Raw genomic sequence first — 13,438 nt, 5'->3', positions numbered from 1 at the left:
CCGGGCTAGAAGGCGCGCCTTCCCTTCCTCTCCAGAGCCTCGATCGCGTCCATGACCGACACCACCGCTTCCGCCCAGAACGGCGCCCTCTCCGGCAACGTCCTCTTCTACGGCCAGCCCGAGCCGCTGTCGGCCGAGGCGCACGGCAAGCTGGGCGCCAATCCGGTCGAGAAGCCCTACGCCTTCGTCGGCCAGACCAACCTGGTGCCGCTGACCGTCACCGAATTCGCTCCCGCGGCCCTCTCCTACCCGGTGATCTTCGTCGGCGACGCGCGTCAGCCCGTGGCGGTGATGGGCCTGCGCGCGGGCGAGAACCTGTTCGTCAGCGCCGAAGGCGACTTCCGCCCCGAGGCCTACATCCCCGCCTACGTGCGTCGCTATCCGTTCGTCTTCGCCAACGACGACGCGCAAAAGCGCCTGATCCTGTGCGTGGATCGCGCCGCGCCGTTCATCACCGAAGGCGGCTCCACGCCGCTGTTCGAGAACGGCCAGCCGTCGGCCTACACCCAGCAGGCGATGGAGTTCTGCAACAACTTCGAGCAGGAGCGGCAGCGCACCGACGCCTTCGTCCAGCTGCTGAAGGACCTGGACCTGCTGGACGTCCGCGAGGCCAGCTTCACCCCGCGCAATCCGGACGGAACGGCCGGTCAGCCGCAGAAGCTGGCGGAGTATTTCGCGGTCTCGGAAGACAAGCTCAAGAAGCTGCCCGCCGACAAGCTGGCGGAGCTGCGCGACAACGGCGCCCTGGGCCAGATCTACGCCCACCTGGTGTCGCTGCTGGGCTGGGATCGCCTGATCGCCATGGCCTTCCAGCGCGCCGCGGCGATGCCGGCGGCGGCGAACGCGTAAAGTGGCGAGTGGCTAGTGCCTAGTGGCTGGTGGAACTCAGCCACGTCCGAAGAACAGCCCCGTCGGTCCGCCGGCGGGGCTTTATACGTGCGCGCAAGCAACAGCGCCCTGCCCCTTCGACAGCAGCCACCAGCCACGAGCCACTACCTGCGGGCCAGCAGCGACCGCGTCAGGCACGAGAAGACCAGCCGCCCGGCCTCGTCGAGCAGGTCGTGCTGGGCGATGACGATGCCCTTGGCGTCGCCGACCGGGTCCTTGCCCATGATGGTCATGCGGCCGCGCATCAGCTCGCCGGCCGGCGGGTTGCGCTGGTACCTGAGGCCGTCGACGGCCAGCACCTTGGACTGGGCCCAGCCGGACGACTTGTCGGCGAACAGACGGCTCCACAGGGCGTAGACCATGGCGTCCGGCGCGCCGTAGGCCGGGTCCCAGCCGGGCAGGAAGCGTTCGATGAAGACGTCCAGCGCGGCCTGATCGACCGCGCAGGCGCCCAGCGGCACCACCTCCCCCACGCCCAGATCCTCGAAATGGACGTGCAGCGGCTCGCTCATGCCTCGGGACTCCGTCAGGCGGCCGGTTCTTCCGACACGCGCACCAGCAGCTTGCCGTCGTGGTCGCCGGTGAACAAGCGGTTCAGCGAGTCGAGGGCGCCTTCCAGTCCGTCGGCGACGTGCACCTTCCACTTGATGCGGCCGTCCACGACCATGGGAGCCATGCCGGTCACCATCTCCTTCGCGCGCGGCGCATAGTCCATCACCAGGAAGCCCTGCAGGTTCAGTCGGTGGGTGATGATCCGGCCGAAGTTCGGCGAGGGCGGCATGCGCGTGGCGTTATAGGCCGAGATCAGGCCGCACACGGCCATGCGCCCGTGCACCTTCAGGCGGTTGAACACCGCGATCATGATGTCGCCGCCGACGTTCTCGAAATTCATCTCGACCCCGTCCGGGGCCAGCCGGTCGAGGGCGTCGCCGACGTCCTCGTTCTTGTAGTCGATGGCCGCGTCGAAACCGAGTTCTTCAGTCAGCCAGCGGCATTTGTCGGGTCCGCCCGCGATGCCGATCACCCGCGCCCCATGCGCCCTCGCCACCTGGCCCGCGATCGAGCCCACCGCCCCGGCGGCGGCGGAGATCACCAGCGTCTCTCCGGCCCGCGGCTTCAGCACGTCGGTGACCCCGAACCACGCGGTCATGCCGGTCATGCCGAGCACCGACATGTTGGCGGTCAGCGGCAGGCCCGGCGCCCGATGCACCCGCGAGGCCTCACGGTCGGAGACCACCGCATAGTCCGACCAACCGCCGGCGGCGGTGGTCACCACCTCGCCCACGGCGAAGCGTCCGGACCGGCTCTCCTCGACCACGCCGAGGGTCAGGCCGCGCATGACGCCGCCCAGCGGCACCGGCGGCAGATAGCCTTCGGTGTCGTTCATCCAGGTGCGGTTGGTGGGGTCCAGCGAGAGATAGACGGTGCGGATCAGCACCTCGCCGTCGTTCAGGTCCGGGAGGGTCGCCTCGACGAGTTCGAGGTCGCCGGGCTTGATCAGCCCCATCGGCCGCTGACGCAGCACCCACTGACGATTGGTTCGGGCCACTGGCTCCTCCGGGTTTTCTTTGTGGACGCACATAGTGGCGCGCCGGGCCGGGCTGTCCAGTCGGGAAAGAAAAAGGCGGACCCGAAGGTCCGCCCGAAGTGGCATCATCGAGAATGAGGTGCGGAGGCGACAGACCAGCTGTGGCCGGTCTCAAGTCGGGGGGGCGTCGCCGCCTCCGCAGCGAGATAACGGGGGCGCCCCGGCGCGGTTCCGGCGCCGCCGCGATTTTTTTCGCCTCCCCGGGGAAGCCGGAACGGCGACGCTCGCGATCCGTTTCCCCTGCCACACCGAACCCGAGCCGGGAGGCGATCCATGACCCACGAATCTCCGCACGACCACTCCGCCGACGCCGTCCACGAAGGCCGGCCCGTCGAGGCCCAGTACGTCCGTCAGGGCCGCGGCGGAAAGCGCATCCTGATGGTGCTCCTGGTGGGGATCGCGCTGGTGACCATCGCCTTCGCGGTGATCTGGTTCGCCTCCGCCGGGCGTCTGTCGCAGACCAACGCCAACGACGGGGACCAGCCCATCGACGCCGCCGCCTTCCAGGGCGAGGGCGGGAGCCGGATCCCGGCCGCCGACGCCCCGACCACCGCCACCGGCGAACCGACCGCCCCGCCCACCGGCGAGGCGCCGAACGTCAACGCGCCGACCGTCGCCGCCGAGCCGGCGGCGACCCCGGTCGAGGGTCAATAGCGCCATGCGAAACGGCCCCGGTCCGGGACCGGGGCCGCTGTTGCAGGCGACGGATGTCGAGAACCCGCCTCAGGCGGCTTCCTTCTGCCGCGACGGATGGAAGAACAGGGCCTGGCTGATCGCCGCCTTCACCGTCTCCGGCTGGAACGGCTTGGTGATCAGGAAGGTCGGCTCCGGCCGCTCGCCGGTGAGCAGGCGCTCCGGGAAGGCGGTGATGAAGATCACCGGCACGTCGATGCGCTTGAGGATGTCCTTGACCGCGTCGATGCCCGAGGAGCCGTCGGCCAGCTGGATGTCGGCCAGCACCAGGCCCGGACGGTGGCGCGCGACGGCGTCGACCGCCTCGTCGTGGGTGGTGGCCGTGCCGGTGACGCGGTGGCCCAGTTCCTTCACCAGGCTTTCGATATCGGCAGAGATGATCGCCTCGTCCTCGATGATCAGCACGTCCGTGGCCAGTTCGGCGTCGATGTCGGACTGTGCCTCGCCGATCAGCCGCTCCACATCCTGGGCGTCGGCGTCGAGGATCTGGGCCGCTTCCGAGGGCGTGAACCCTTCGAGAGCGGTGAGCAGGAAGGCCTGGCGCGAGCGCGGCGCGATGCGCATCAGCCGGTTGGACGGATCGTCGCGGTTGTCCAGCCCGCTCTGGTCCTCCAGCCGTGCGCCGGTGGATGCCCAGATGGCGTGGAACACATGATAGAGGGCGACCCGCGGGGTCATCTCGGCGGGAAGCTGGCGTTCCCCGGCGGCGAGCGCCTCGAGCGCGACCCGGACGTAGTTGTCGCCCGTCGTCTGGTCGCCGGTGAGCGCCCGCGCGTAACGACGGACATAGGGAAGGTGTGGCGCAAGGCGTGCCAGCAGGCTCATACGTAAGTCCCCGACAGGATTCGGCCTCCGGAAGCGAGACCGCAGCAGTCCCCGTCAACGTATCAAATCGGTCACGGTTCCCGGGGGAGCGACCAGCTTGAGCATATTTCGACTCGCGGGCCGGAACCGGAGGGAGAGGCTGGCGTTTCCGGCTCAATCAATAGCGTCAGGGTGGCGACCGTTTTTTCGATGACAGACAATTCCAACCCCCCGGGCAAGCCGCCCAAGGGCGCCGGCCTGGAGGAGGCGCGTCTTCGCCAGCAGGCCATCGGCGTGAAGCTGCGGCATATGTTCGACGAGGTCGTGAACGAGCCTGTGCCGGACGAGTTTCTCGATATCCTCCGGCGCGCCGACAAGCGCACGGCCGGCGAAGGTGGCGCATGAGCGGTGCGTCCAACCCGCCGCCCAAGCCGCCCTCCGCCGACGACGACGCCTTCAAGAAGGAGCTCGTCGCGCTGATTCCGCACCTGCGGGCTTTCGCGCGCACCCTCACCGGAGATCCGACGGCGGCCGACGACCTCGCCCAGGACGCCATGATGAAGGCGTGGGACGCCCGGGCCAGCTATCAGATGGGCACCAACATGAAGGCGTGGACCTTCATGATCCTCCGCAACCAGTTCTACTCGGAGAAGCGGCGCTCGTGGCGCCAGTCCCAGCTGGACCAGGAAGCGGCCGAGCGGACGCTGGTGGCGGTCGACGACCCGGAGTCGCCTGTGGCTCTCGACGAACTGCGTCTGGCGCTGGCGACCCTGCCCGAGGAACAGCGCGAGGCCCTGATCCTGGTCGGAGCCGGGGGCTTCGCCTACGAGGAGGCGGCGGAAATCTGCCAATGCGCGGTGGGCACGGTGAAAAGCCGCGTGTCCCGGGCGCGCAAGGCCCTGCAGGCGACGCTCGAGAAGGGCGGCTACGCCCGTGACGGGCGCGCGGCCGGCGACGCCATGCGCTCCATTCTCGCAGACGCCGACCGCCTGAGCAGCGTTCGGGACTGAGGCGGTGGTCCGCCTCGGGCGAACGCTCGGACGGGGACTGGCCCGACCGGGAATCCACGGCATCCGCTTCCGGCTGGGCGTCGCCATGGCGGGCGCCCTGCTGCCGATCCTCGTGCTCGGGGCGGTGCAGGCGCAATCGCAGTTTCGCGAACAGGATCTCGAGCGGCGGACTGACCTGCAGCTGGCCGCCGAGCGAACCGCCGCCCGCGCCAAGACACGGCTCGACAGCGCCGGCGTGCTCCTCCAGGCCTTGCGGCCCGTGGGGCTGGAAGTCTTCTGCGAGCCGCGCCTGACGGATCTCGTCGGGCGCCTCGACGAACTGGACGGCCTCGCCCGGGTGACGGCCACCGGAGAGACCGTCTGCGCTTCGGGCGGGTCGACCGGAGCCTCTCCGGCCTGGTTGAACCGCGCCCGCGAAGCGCCGTGGTTCCGGCGCCTGCAGGCCGGCGAGAGCACCGTTCTGGCCCGAGCCCCCGCGATGCCAGGCCAGCCGCCGGCGATGATCATCGCCCAGCGCCTCGAGCGTCCGCTGGGCGCCTTCGACGGCGCCATGGCGGCCCTGATCCCGCTCGCCGCCCTGCAGCCAGATGTCGCGGACCCCGCCTTGCCCGAAGATTCCCAGGCGGCGCTGACAGACGCGACGGGGGCGCTTCTGATCGCCACCGATCCCCAGGCTTTCGCCCTGACCGGCGGACCGTCGCTGGCCGGCTGGGTCGAACGCGCGCGGGACAGCGGCTCGGCCGTCTTCGAAGCCGACACCTCCGAGGGACATCGGGTCTTCGCCGGCGCGGCCCTGGCCGGACGCGACGTGTACGCCCTGCTCTCGGCGCCCTCGCCCGGTCTGCTGTCCTGGGCGCGACTGAACCCTGTGGGCCTCCTGCTGCTGCCGCTCGGGGCCTGGCTGGCCGCCTTCGCCATGGTCATGCTGGTCAGCGAACGGATCATCATTCGCTGGCTGGACTATCTGGAGCGGGTCGCCGCCATCTATGCCCGCGGCCGCTTCACCGTCCGCCCCGTCCAGGCGGTCAACGCTCCGGCCGAGATCCGCCTGCTGGCGAAGACGCTGGATGACCTGGCCGAGACCATCACCACCCGCGACGCCGCCCTGCTGGCGTCGCTGGCGGAGAAGGACGCGCTGATGCGCGAGATCCACCACCGGGTGAAGAACAACCTGCAGATCATCTCGTCCCTGCTGTCGATGCAGCAGAGGGCGCTGAAGGACGCGCCGGCCCGCGCCGCGGTGGGCGACACCCGCCAGCGCATCGCCGCCCTCGCCCTGATCTACCGCACCCTCTACCAGAGCGACGACCTGCGCTACGCAGATGCGCGCGTCTTCCTGACCGAACTTGTCGGCCAGCTGATCGCCAACGAGAGCGGCCGCGGCCACCTGGTCACCTCCTCGGTGGAAGCGGACTCGCTGGTCGTGGATCCCGACAAGCTGGCACCCCTGGCCCTGTGGCTGGTCGAGGCGGTCACCAACGCCCAGAAGCACGCCTTCGCCGAACACGGCGGCGACCTCAAGGTTCGGTTCCGGGTGAACGGCGACACCAGCGTGCTGGAGGTCGAGGACAACGGACCGGGCGTCGACGACACCGTCCGCGCCGGCGTGGGCCGCACCCTGATGGGGGCCTTCGCCAAGCAGCTGCGGGGCGAGGTCGAGATGCTTCCTGCGCCCGGCGGCGGGACCATCGCCCGGATGACCTTCGCCACGCCGGAGGCCGTCGTTCCCTTGGATCCGGCGGATCTGGGAACCGGCCCGGGCCCGTCACGTTGATACGCCAGACGCCCTCCCCGGCCCCTCTGGAGTTTCGAACATGCGCAAGGTTTTCGTTCTGATCGCCGCCGCGGCCGCCCTGACCACCGCGGCCTGCAACACCATCTCGGGCGTCGGTCGCGACGCCTCGGCCGCGGGCGACGCGGTCACCGACGCGGCAGAAGACGCGAAGAACTGACGGTTCCCGGTCCGCGGTTTTCCCCCGACCCGCGGCCCGGTTGAGAAGAAGGCCCGCCGGCCCTCCCCCCGCCGGCGGGCCTTCGCCTGTCTGAAGGCCGCTCAGCCCTCTTGCGCAGGGACGCGCCCGCCTCCAGCATCCCGCCGGCACCGACGCGGGGAGGCGATCGATGGCGACAGGGGACGCGGCGGCCGGGCGCGAGCCGGGGCTGCGCACGGTGGTGACGGCCTCGGCCGCGGGCACCGCCTTCGAGTGGTACGACTTCTTCGTCTTCGGCTCGCTCGCCACGGTGATCGCACGGCACTTCTTCGCCGACGCGGGCGAGACCGTCGCCTACATCATGGCCCTGCTGACCTTCGGCCTCGGCTTCGTGGTGCGGCCGTTGGGGGCGCTGGTGTTCGGCTGGTTTGGCGACCGCACCGGGCGAAAGACCACCTTCCTCGTCACCATCACCCTAATGGGCGCGGCCACGGTCGCCATCGGCCTGCTGCCCGACTACGGCCAGATCGGCATCGCGGCCCCGATCCTGCTGCTGGTCATGCGCATGCTGCAGGGCTTCGCCCTGGGCGGCGAGTACGGCGGCGCGGCCATCTATGTGGCCGAGCATGCGCCCCAAGGGCGGCGCGGCTACATGACCGGCTGGATCCAGACCACCGCCGCCTTCGGCCTGATCGGGGCGCTGACCGTGATCCTCGCCACCCGCGCCGCCGTCGGGGCCGAGGCCTTCGACGCCTGGGGCTGGCGCATTCCCTTCCTGCTGTCGGCCCTGCTGCTGGCCATCTCGCTGTGGATCCGGCTGCGGCTGAACGAAAGCCCCGCCTACCGGCGGATGGAGGCCGAGGCGTCGGACGCCGACCACCGCGCCCCATACCGCGAGGCCTTCCTGACGTGGCGGAACGGCCGCTTCGTGCTGCTGGCCCTGTTCGGCATCATGATCGCCCAGGGGGCGGTCTGGTACTGCGGCTATTTCTACACCCGCTTCTTCATGGAGCGGGTTCTGAAGGTGGACACCAACACCGTCGACCAGCTGGTGCTGGCGCTGACCGTGGCGTCGGCCGGGCTTTACGTCTTCTTCGGCTGGCTGTCGGACCGGGTGGGCCGCAAGCCGGTGATGCTGTTCGGCATGATCCTGGCCCTCGTCGCCTTCTTCCCCGGCTTCCACGCCCTGACGCGCGCCGCCAACCCCGCCCTGGCCGAGGCCCAGGCGGCGGCGCCGGTGACCGTGGCGGCCGACCCGGCGACCTGCGCCCTGCAGTTCGACCCCATCGGCAAGGCCGCCTTCTCGAGCAGCTGCGACATCGCCAAGAGCGTGCTGTCCAACGCCGGGGTGTCCTACGCCAACGCCGCCGCCCCGGCCGGGTCCGTCGCGGTGGTGCGGATCGGCGCGACCGAGGTCAGGTCGGTCGACGGCCGCGCCCTCGACCCGACGGCGCTGGCCGCGGCCCGGGCGGACGTCGAGGGCCGCATCAAGGGCGCTCTCGCCGAGGTCGGCTACCCGACCGCCGCGGATCCCGCACGCATCAACCTGCCGCTGGTCTTCGCCATCCTGATGGTCTTCATGGTGGCCGCCACGGCCCTGTACGGGCCTCAGGCCGCGGCCCTGGTCGAGCTGTTCCCGACGCGGGTGCGGTACACGGCGATGAGCCTGCCCTACAACATCGGCACCGGCTGGGTCGGCGGCCTGCTACCGGCGGCCAGCTTCGCCCTCGTGGCGTGGTCGGGGAACATCTACTTCGGCCTGTGGTATTCGGTCTTCTTCACGCTGGTCGCCGTGATCGTCAGCCTGCTGTGGCTGCCGGAAACGCGTCACCGGGACCTGAACACGATCGCCACCTGAGACGTTTCCGTTCCTCCCCGAACCGGACGAAGCCATGACCCAAGCCCGAGACGCCGGCCTCAAGCTCCTGCGCGAGCACGCCCTCATCGCGGGCCAGCCCGTCACGGCCGACGCCCGCATCGCCGTCGACGACCCCGCCACGGACGAGATCATCGGCCACGTCCCCGACCTGGGCGCGGCTGAAACGGAGCGCGCGATCCGCGCCGCCCACGAGGCCTTCCCCGCCTGGTCCCGCTCCGATCCGCACCACCGCGCCGCCTTCCTGCGCGAATGGGCCCGGCTGATCGACGAGAACGCCGGGGGCCTCGGCGCCCTCATGGCGCTCGAGAACGGCAAGCCGTTCGAGGAGGCCAAGGGCGAGGTCGCCTACGCCAACAGCTTCATCAAATGGTTCGCCGGCGAGGCCGAGCGCCTGATCGGCGAGACCCAGGACAGTCCGCTGGGCCACGTCATCCTGACCTTCCGCGAGGCGGTCGGCCCCTGCGCCTTCATCACGCCGTGGAATTTCCCTGCGGCCATGCTGACCCGCAAGCTGGGGCCGGCCCTCGCCGCCGGCTGCACCGCCGTGGTCAAGCCGGCCAGCCAGACCCCCTTCACCGCCATCGCCCTGGCCGAACTGGCGTATCAGGCGGGCCTGCCCAAGGGCGTGCTCAGCGTCGTCACTGGCGACGCCGCGACCATCGGCGGCGTGCTCACCGCCTCGCCGCTGATCCGCAAGCTCAGCTTCACCGGCTCCACCCCCATCGGCCGGCTGCTGGCCGAACAGTGCGCCCCGACCCTGAAGCGGGTGTCGATGGAGCTGGGCGGCGCTGCGCCGCTGATCGTCTTCGCCGACGCTGACCTCGACCTCGCCGTGGCCGAGACCATCAGGGGCAAGTTCCGCAACTCGGGCCAGACCTGCGTCTGTCCCAACCGCGTCTACGTCGAGCGGTCGGTGGCCCACGACTACGCCCGCCGGCTGGCGGAAGCGGTATCGCAGATTCCCGTCGGCGGCGCCTTCGACCCCGGGGTCAAGGTCGGCCCCCTGATCGAGGACAAGGCCGTCCGCAAGGTCCAGGATCACCTCGCCCTGACCAAGGCCTCGGGCGGCGAGATCCTGACCGGCGGCGAGCCCCATGCGCTGGGCGGTCGCTTCTTCCAGCCGACTGTGACGCTGGGCGGCGACGACGCCCTGTTCCGCCGCGAGGAGACCTTCGGCCCGCTGATCCCGGTCTTCCCCTTCGACAGCGAGGACGAGGTTCTGGACAAGGCCAACGACAGCGAGTTCGGCCTCGCCTCCTATGTCTTCACGCGCGACCTCGACCGGGCGATGCGCATGGGACGGCGCATCGAGGCCGGCATGTGCGGCGTCAACACTGGCATCATCTCGACGGCCGTCGCCCCGTTCGGCGGGGTCAAGCAGTCCGGTTACGGCCGGGAAGGCTCGGTCCACGGCATCGACGAATATGTCGAAATCAAACAAGTGACGCTGGCGCTGCGCTGAACCGCGTCAGGCCAAAGCCCACCCTTCGAACGCCCCGTCGCCGTCCTCGGGTGGAGGCGGTGTCGGGCGAACCGGCCGGACCGCGCGCGCCGACCTCGCCAGCACAGCCGGCCACGCCCGCACCCTCGCCGCCACCAGCCGCACCCGTACGGCCAACGCCGCCCTGATGGGGCCGAGCCGGGTCCTGGCGGCGATCAGGCTGACGGCGGCCACCACCTCGACATAGGCGAGGACGTCCCCGGCCATCAGCAGCGCCAGTTCCACGCCGACGAGCTGCCAGAGAAACGCCGTCCCGATCACGATCAGGACGATGCGCAGACCCGGGCCGGAGAAGGCCCACAGCAATCCCGCCATGACCCGATCGCGCACACCGACGTTCAGGGCGCAACCCAAGGCCAGAATCGTCAGGAGGCCAGACAGGAACCCGCCCTCGCCCGCACCGGCGGCCGCGAGGCTCCACCAGCCGCTCAGCCCTGCGAAGGCGAACCACATGGCCACGGTCCTGTTCATTCGGTCACCCTCCGCGAAGTCCGACTTCAACATGGCGGTCCGCCGGACCAGGGCAAGGGTCAATCGGAGGTCTGCTCCAGATCGGTTTTCATCCGCTCCAGCACCTCGACCGCACGGGCGGCGTGCGGGCCGATCCAGCGGTCGTGGACCTGTTTGATCGGCAGGGGATTGAGGTGGTTCCACCGTTCGCGCCCCTTGCGCTGGACGATGATCAGGTCGGCGCCTTCCAGCACCTTGAGATGCTGCATCACCGTGCACCGGTCCAGCGGCCGGAAGCGCTCGCACAGGGCGCCGGTGGTCTGGGGCGCGTCCTTCAGCGCATCCAGCAGGGCCCGCCTCACCCCCGCCGACAAGGCCTTGAAAACCCGGTCCTGATTCGCCTCGCTTGACATGTTATAAGAATATAACATGATGACCTCGGAACAAGGAGCAGGCGCCATGGATCTGAGATTCAAGGTGTCCGGCCGCATCGCCCGGCCGGTCGAGGAGGTGTTCGAGGCGGTCGCCGATCCGGCGAAGCTGTCGGCCTATTTCACCACCGGGGGCGCCGTCGGGCGACTGGAGAGCGGCAAGACGGTGCAGTGGGCCTTCGCCGAGTTCCCCGGGGCCTTTCCGGTCGAGATCGTCGAGGTCGAGCCGAACCGGCGCATTGTGCTCAGGTGGGAAGCCAGCGAGGGCCTGCCCGAGACCGGCGAGCCGCCCGTCGGCGCCGCCTACATGACCACCGTGGTCTTCACCTTCGAGCCCCTCGACGACGGGCGCACCCTGGTCACCATCGAGGAAGACGGCTGGCGCGAGACGCCGGCGGGCCTGAAGGCGGCGTTCGGCAACTGCCAGGGCTGGTCGCAGATGCTCGCCGCCCTCAAAGCGTGGGTCGAACACGGCGTCAATCTGCGCGAGGGATTCTACGCCTGAGCCTCAGACCGGCAGCGCCCCGCGCTTGACCACGGTGCGCATGGCGACGCTGGACGACACCCGGCTGACGCCCGGGATGCGGGTCAGTTCACGCGAGTGGACCCGCTCCAGATCGTCGACGTCGCGCACCACCAGCCGCAGCAGATAATCCGAGCCGCCGGTCATCAGGTAGCACTCCACTACCTCCGGCACGGCGGCGATGGCGGTTTCGAAGGCCGTCAGGGCCGCTTCGGCCTGGGACGACAGGGTGACGGTGACGAAGACGCTGATCGGCAGGCCGATCGCCCGTTCGTTGACGATGGCCGTATAGCGGCTGATCACCTCGGCCGCCTCGAGCGCCCGCAGGCGGCGCAGGCAGGCGCTCTCCGAGAGGTTCACCGTCCGGGCCAGATCGGCGTTGGTCATCCGCCCGTCGGCCTGCAGGGCGCGGATCATCTTGCGGTCAGTGTCATCCAGCGCGACGGCGGAAATCGTCTTCAAGTTCGGCCCCGTTCGAAGATCCTGCGAGTTTACGCCGATCACGCAACGAAAAGAACAGGAACCTGCGCTCGTCCCGCCGCTAGATTGCGCCGCGAAGCGAGCCGGCCGCAGAGCCGTCCGCGCCCCCATCAGACGAGGAAACCTCCCATGCGCGTCGGCGTCCCCAAGGAGATCAAGAAGAACGAACATCGCATCGGCCTGACGCCGACGGCGGTGCGCGAGTACGTGGCCCACGGCCACCAGGTCGCGGTCGAGGGCGGGGCCGGCCTGGGCGCCGGCTTCACCGACGAGGACTATGTGAAGGCCGGGGCGAAGATCGTCGCCACCGCGGCCGAGATCTTCGCCAACAACGACATGATCGTGAAGGTCAAGGAGCCCCAGAAGGTCGAGTGGGAGATGCTCCGCGAGGACCAAATCCTGTTCACCTACCTGCACCTCGCGCCCGATCCGGAACAGACCAAGGGGCTGATCGCCTCGAAATGCGCGGCCATCGCCTACGAGACCGTCACCGACGCCCGGGGCGGCCTGCCGCTGCTGGCTCCGATGTCGGAAGTCGCCGGCCGCATCGCCGTCTTCTCGGCCGCCGAGACCCTGCTCAAGCACAACGGCGGCATGGGCCTGCTGTTCTGCGGCGTTCCCGGCGTGGCCCCGGCCCGCGTGCTGGTGCTGGGCGGCGGCGTCGTCGGTCTCAACGCCGCGCGCATGGCCATGGGCCTGGGCGCCGAGGTGGTGGTGCTGGAGCGCTCGATCCCGCGCATGGCCTATATCGACGAGATCACCAACGGCCGCGTCGTCACCCGCTACTCCTCCATCGGCGCGATCGAGGAGGAGATGCTGAAGGCCGACGTCATCATCGGCGCCGTGCTGGTGCCGGGCGCCGAGGCTCCCAAGCTGATCAAGCGCGAGCACCTGACGCGGATGAAGAACGGCTCGGTGCTGGTCGACGTGGCCATCGACCAGGGCGGCTGCTTCGAGACCTCCAAGGCCACCACCCATGAGGACCCGACCTACGTCATCGACGGCGTGGTCCACTACTGCGTCGCCAACATGCCCGGCGCCGCCCCGCGCACCTCCTCCGAGGCCCTCAATAACGCCACCCTGCCGTTCGGCCTGGCCTTGGCGGACAAGGGGCTGGAAGCGCTGCGCGAGAACCCGCACCTCGCCCGCGGCCTCAACGTCCTCAAGGGCGAGATCACCTATCCGGCGGTCGCCGAGGCCATGGGGCTGGGCTGGAGCGATCCGTTCGGGGTGTGGGCGAAGGGCTGACGCCCGGCGTAA

16 protein-coding genes are annotated in these 13,438 nt (G+C 69.9%); 10 read left to right on the top strand and 6 right to left on the bottom strand.

What is annotated here, in order from left to right; genetic code table 11:
- Positions 1–51: 51 nt before the first annotated feature.
- Positions 52–849, top strand: a complete 798-nt coding sequence (locus BM333_RS03350; protein WP_092307258.1) for a SapC family protein — start codon at positions 52–54, stop codon at positions 847–849.
- Between the two features lie 143 nt (positions 850–992).
- Here the strand turns inward: BM333_RS03350 and BM333_RS03345 are convergent, their stop codons facing one another.
- Entirely contained in the window at positions 993–1,400 is a 408-nt protein-coding gene (locus tag BM333_RS03345) for a hotdog family protein (protein WP_092307255.1), read from the bottom strand.
- Between the two features lie 14 nt (positions 1,401–1,414).
- Positions 1,415–2,437 carry an NADP-dependent oxidoreductase gene (locus BM333_RS03340; RefSeq protein ID WP_092307252.1) on the bottom strand — a complete coding sequence of 341 codons (1,023 nt, stop codon included), beginning with the start codon at positions 2,435–2,437 and terminating at the stop codon, positions 1,415–1,417.
- A 312-nt stretch (positions 2,438–2,749) separates the two neighbouring features.
- Here BM333_RS03340 and BM333_RS03335 point away from each other — a divergent pair, with 312 nt between their 5' ends.
- A complete protein-coding gene (locus tag BM333_RS03335) occupies positions 2,750–3,130 on the top strand; it encodes a hypothetical protein (protein ID WP_092307249.1) in 381 nt (126 codons plus the stop codon).
- A 69-nt stretch (positions 3,131–3,199) separates the two neighbouring features.
- On the opposite strand, the gene phyR is transcribed toward BM333_RS03335, so the two are convergent.
- Positions 3,200–3,994 carry an anti-anti sigma factor/receiver protein PhyR gene (gene phyR, locus BM333_RS03330; RefSeq protein WP_092307247.1) on the bottom strand — a complete coding sequence of 265 codons (795 nt, stop codon included), beginning with the start codon at positions 3,992–3,994 and terminating at the stop codon, positions 3,200–3,202.
- A gap of 189 nt (positions 3,995–4,183) precedes the next feature.
- Between phyR and nepR the strand changes: the two genes are divergently transcribed.
- From nepR to BM333_RS03300, 6 genes are all read left to right on the top strand, one after another.
- The gene (gene nepR, locus BM333_RS03325) at positions 4,184–4,378 is read left to right on the top strand and encodes an anti-sigma T factor NepR (RefSeq protein ID WP_092307610.1); all 195 of its coding nucleotides are present in this window, start codon (positions 4,184–4,186) and stop codon (positions 4,376–4,378) included.
- Positions 4,375–4,983 carry a sigma-70 family RNA polymerase sigma factor gene (locus tag BM333_RS03320; protein ID WP_092307244.1) on the top strand — a complete coding sequence of 203 codons (609 nt, stop codon included), beginning with the start codon at positions 4,375–4,377 and terminating at the stop codon, positions 4,981–4,983. Before nepR ends, BM333_RS03320 begins: the two co-directional genes overlap by 4 nt.
- A 4-nt stretch (positions 4,984–4,987) precedes the next feature.
- On the top strand, positions 4,988–6,757 hold the full coding sequence (gene phyK, locus BM333_RS03315; RefSeq protein ID WP_342741657.1) for a sensor histidine kinase PhyK: 1,770 nt from the start codon (positions 4,988–4,990) through the stop codon (positions 6,755–6,757).
- A gap of 40 nt (positions 6,758–6,797) precedes the next feature.
- Entirely contained in the window at positions 6,798–6,935 is a 138-nt protein-coding gene (locus BM333_RS03310) for an entericidin A/B family lipoprotein (protein ID WP_092307242.1), read from the top strand.
- Between the two features lie 169 nt (positions 6,936–7,104).
- On the top strand, positions 7,105–8,772 hold the full coding sequence (locus BM333_RS03305; RefSeq protein WP_092307240.1) for an MFS transporter: 1,668 nt from the start codon (positions 7,105–7,107) through the stop codon (positions 8,770–8,772).
- A gap of 34 nt (positions 8,773–8,806) precedes the next feature.
- Positions 8,807–10,255 carry an NAD-dependent succinate-semialdehyde dehydrogenase gene (locus BM333_RS03300; protein WP_092307238.1) on the top strand — a complete coding sequence of 483 codons (1,449 nt, stop codon included), beginning with the start codon at positions 8,807–8,809 and terminating at the stop codon, positions 10,253–10,255.
- Between the two features lie 6 nt (positions 10,256–10,261).
- Here BM333_RS03300 and BM333_RS03295 read toward each other — a convergent pair whose 3' ends face one another.
- Both BM333_RS03295 and BM333_RS03290 read right to left on the bottom strand, forming a co-directional pair.
- Positions 10,262–10,765, bottom strand: a complete 504-nt coding sequence (locus BM333_RS03295) for a hypothetical protein (protein ID WP_143105752.1) — start codon at positions 10,763–10,765, stop codon at positions 10,262–10,264.
- A gap of 59 nt (positions 10,766–10,824) precedes the next feature.
- Positions 10,825–11,106: an ArsR/SmtB family transcription factor gene (locus BM333_RS03290; RefSeq protein ID WP_245777121.1), complete on the bottom strand. Its 282-nt coding sequence runs from the start codon at positions 11,104–11,106 to the stop codon at positions 10,825–10,827.
- 97 nt (positions 11,107–11,203) lie between these two features.
- On the opposite strand from BM333_RS03290, the gene BM333_RS03285 reads away from it, so the two are divergent.
- Complete coding sequence (locus BM333_RS03285) at positions 11,204–11,680, top strand: SRPBCC family protein (protein WP_092307232.1); 477 nt, start codon at positions 11,204–11,206, stop codon at positions 11,678–11,680.
- Between the two features lie 3 nt (positions 11,681–11,683).
- Here the strand turns inward: BM333_RS03285 and BM333_RS03280 are convergent, their stop codons facing one another.
- Positions 11,684–12,160 carry an Lrp/AsnC family transcriptional regulator gene (locus BM333_RS03280; RefSeq protein WP_281246031.1) on the bottom strand — a complete coding sequence of 159 codons (477 nt, stop codon included), beginning with the start codon at positions 12,158–12,160 and terminating at the stop codon, positions 11,684–11,686.
- Positions 12,161–12,307: 147 nt separating this feature from the next.
- On the opposite strand from BM333_RS03280, the gene ald reads away from it, so the two are divergent.
- Positions 12,308–13,426, top strand: a complete 1,119-nt coding sequence (gene ald / locus BM333_RS03275) for an alanine dehydrogenase (protein ID WP_092307228.1) — start codon at positions 12,308–12,310, stop codon at positions 13,424–13,426.
- Positions 13,427–13,438: the final 12 nt, after the last annotated feature.

The organism is Brevundimonas viscosa, from assembly GCF_900116065.1.
Taxonomy (GTDB): Bacteria; Pseudomonadota; Alphaproteobacteria; order Caulobacterales; family Caulobacteraceae; genus Brevundimonas; species Brevundimonas viscosa.
Note: the sequence above shows the minus strand (reverse complement) of the source record. Positions and strands in the feature narration are given on the sequence as shown.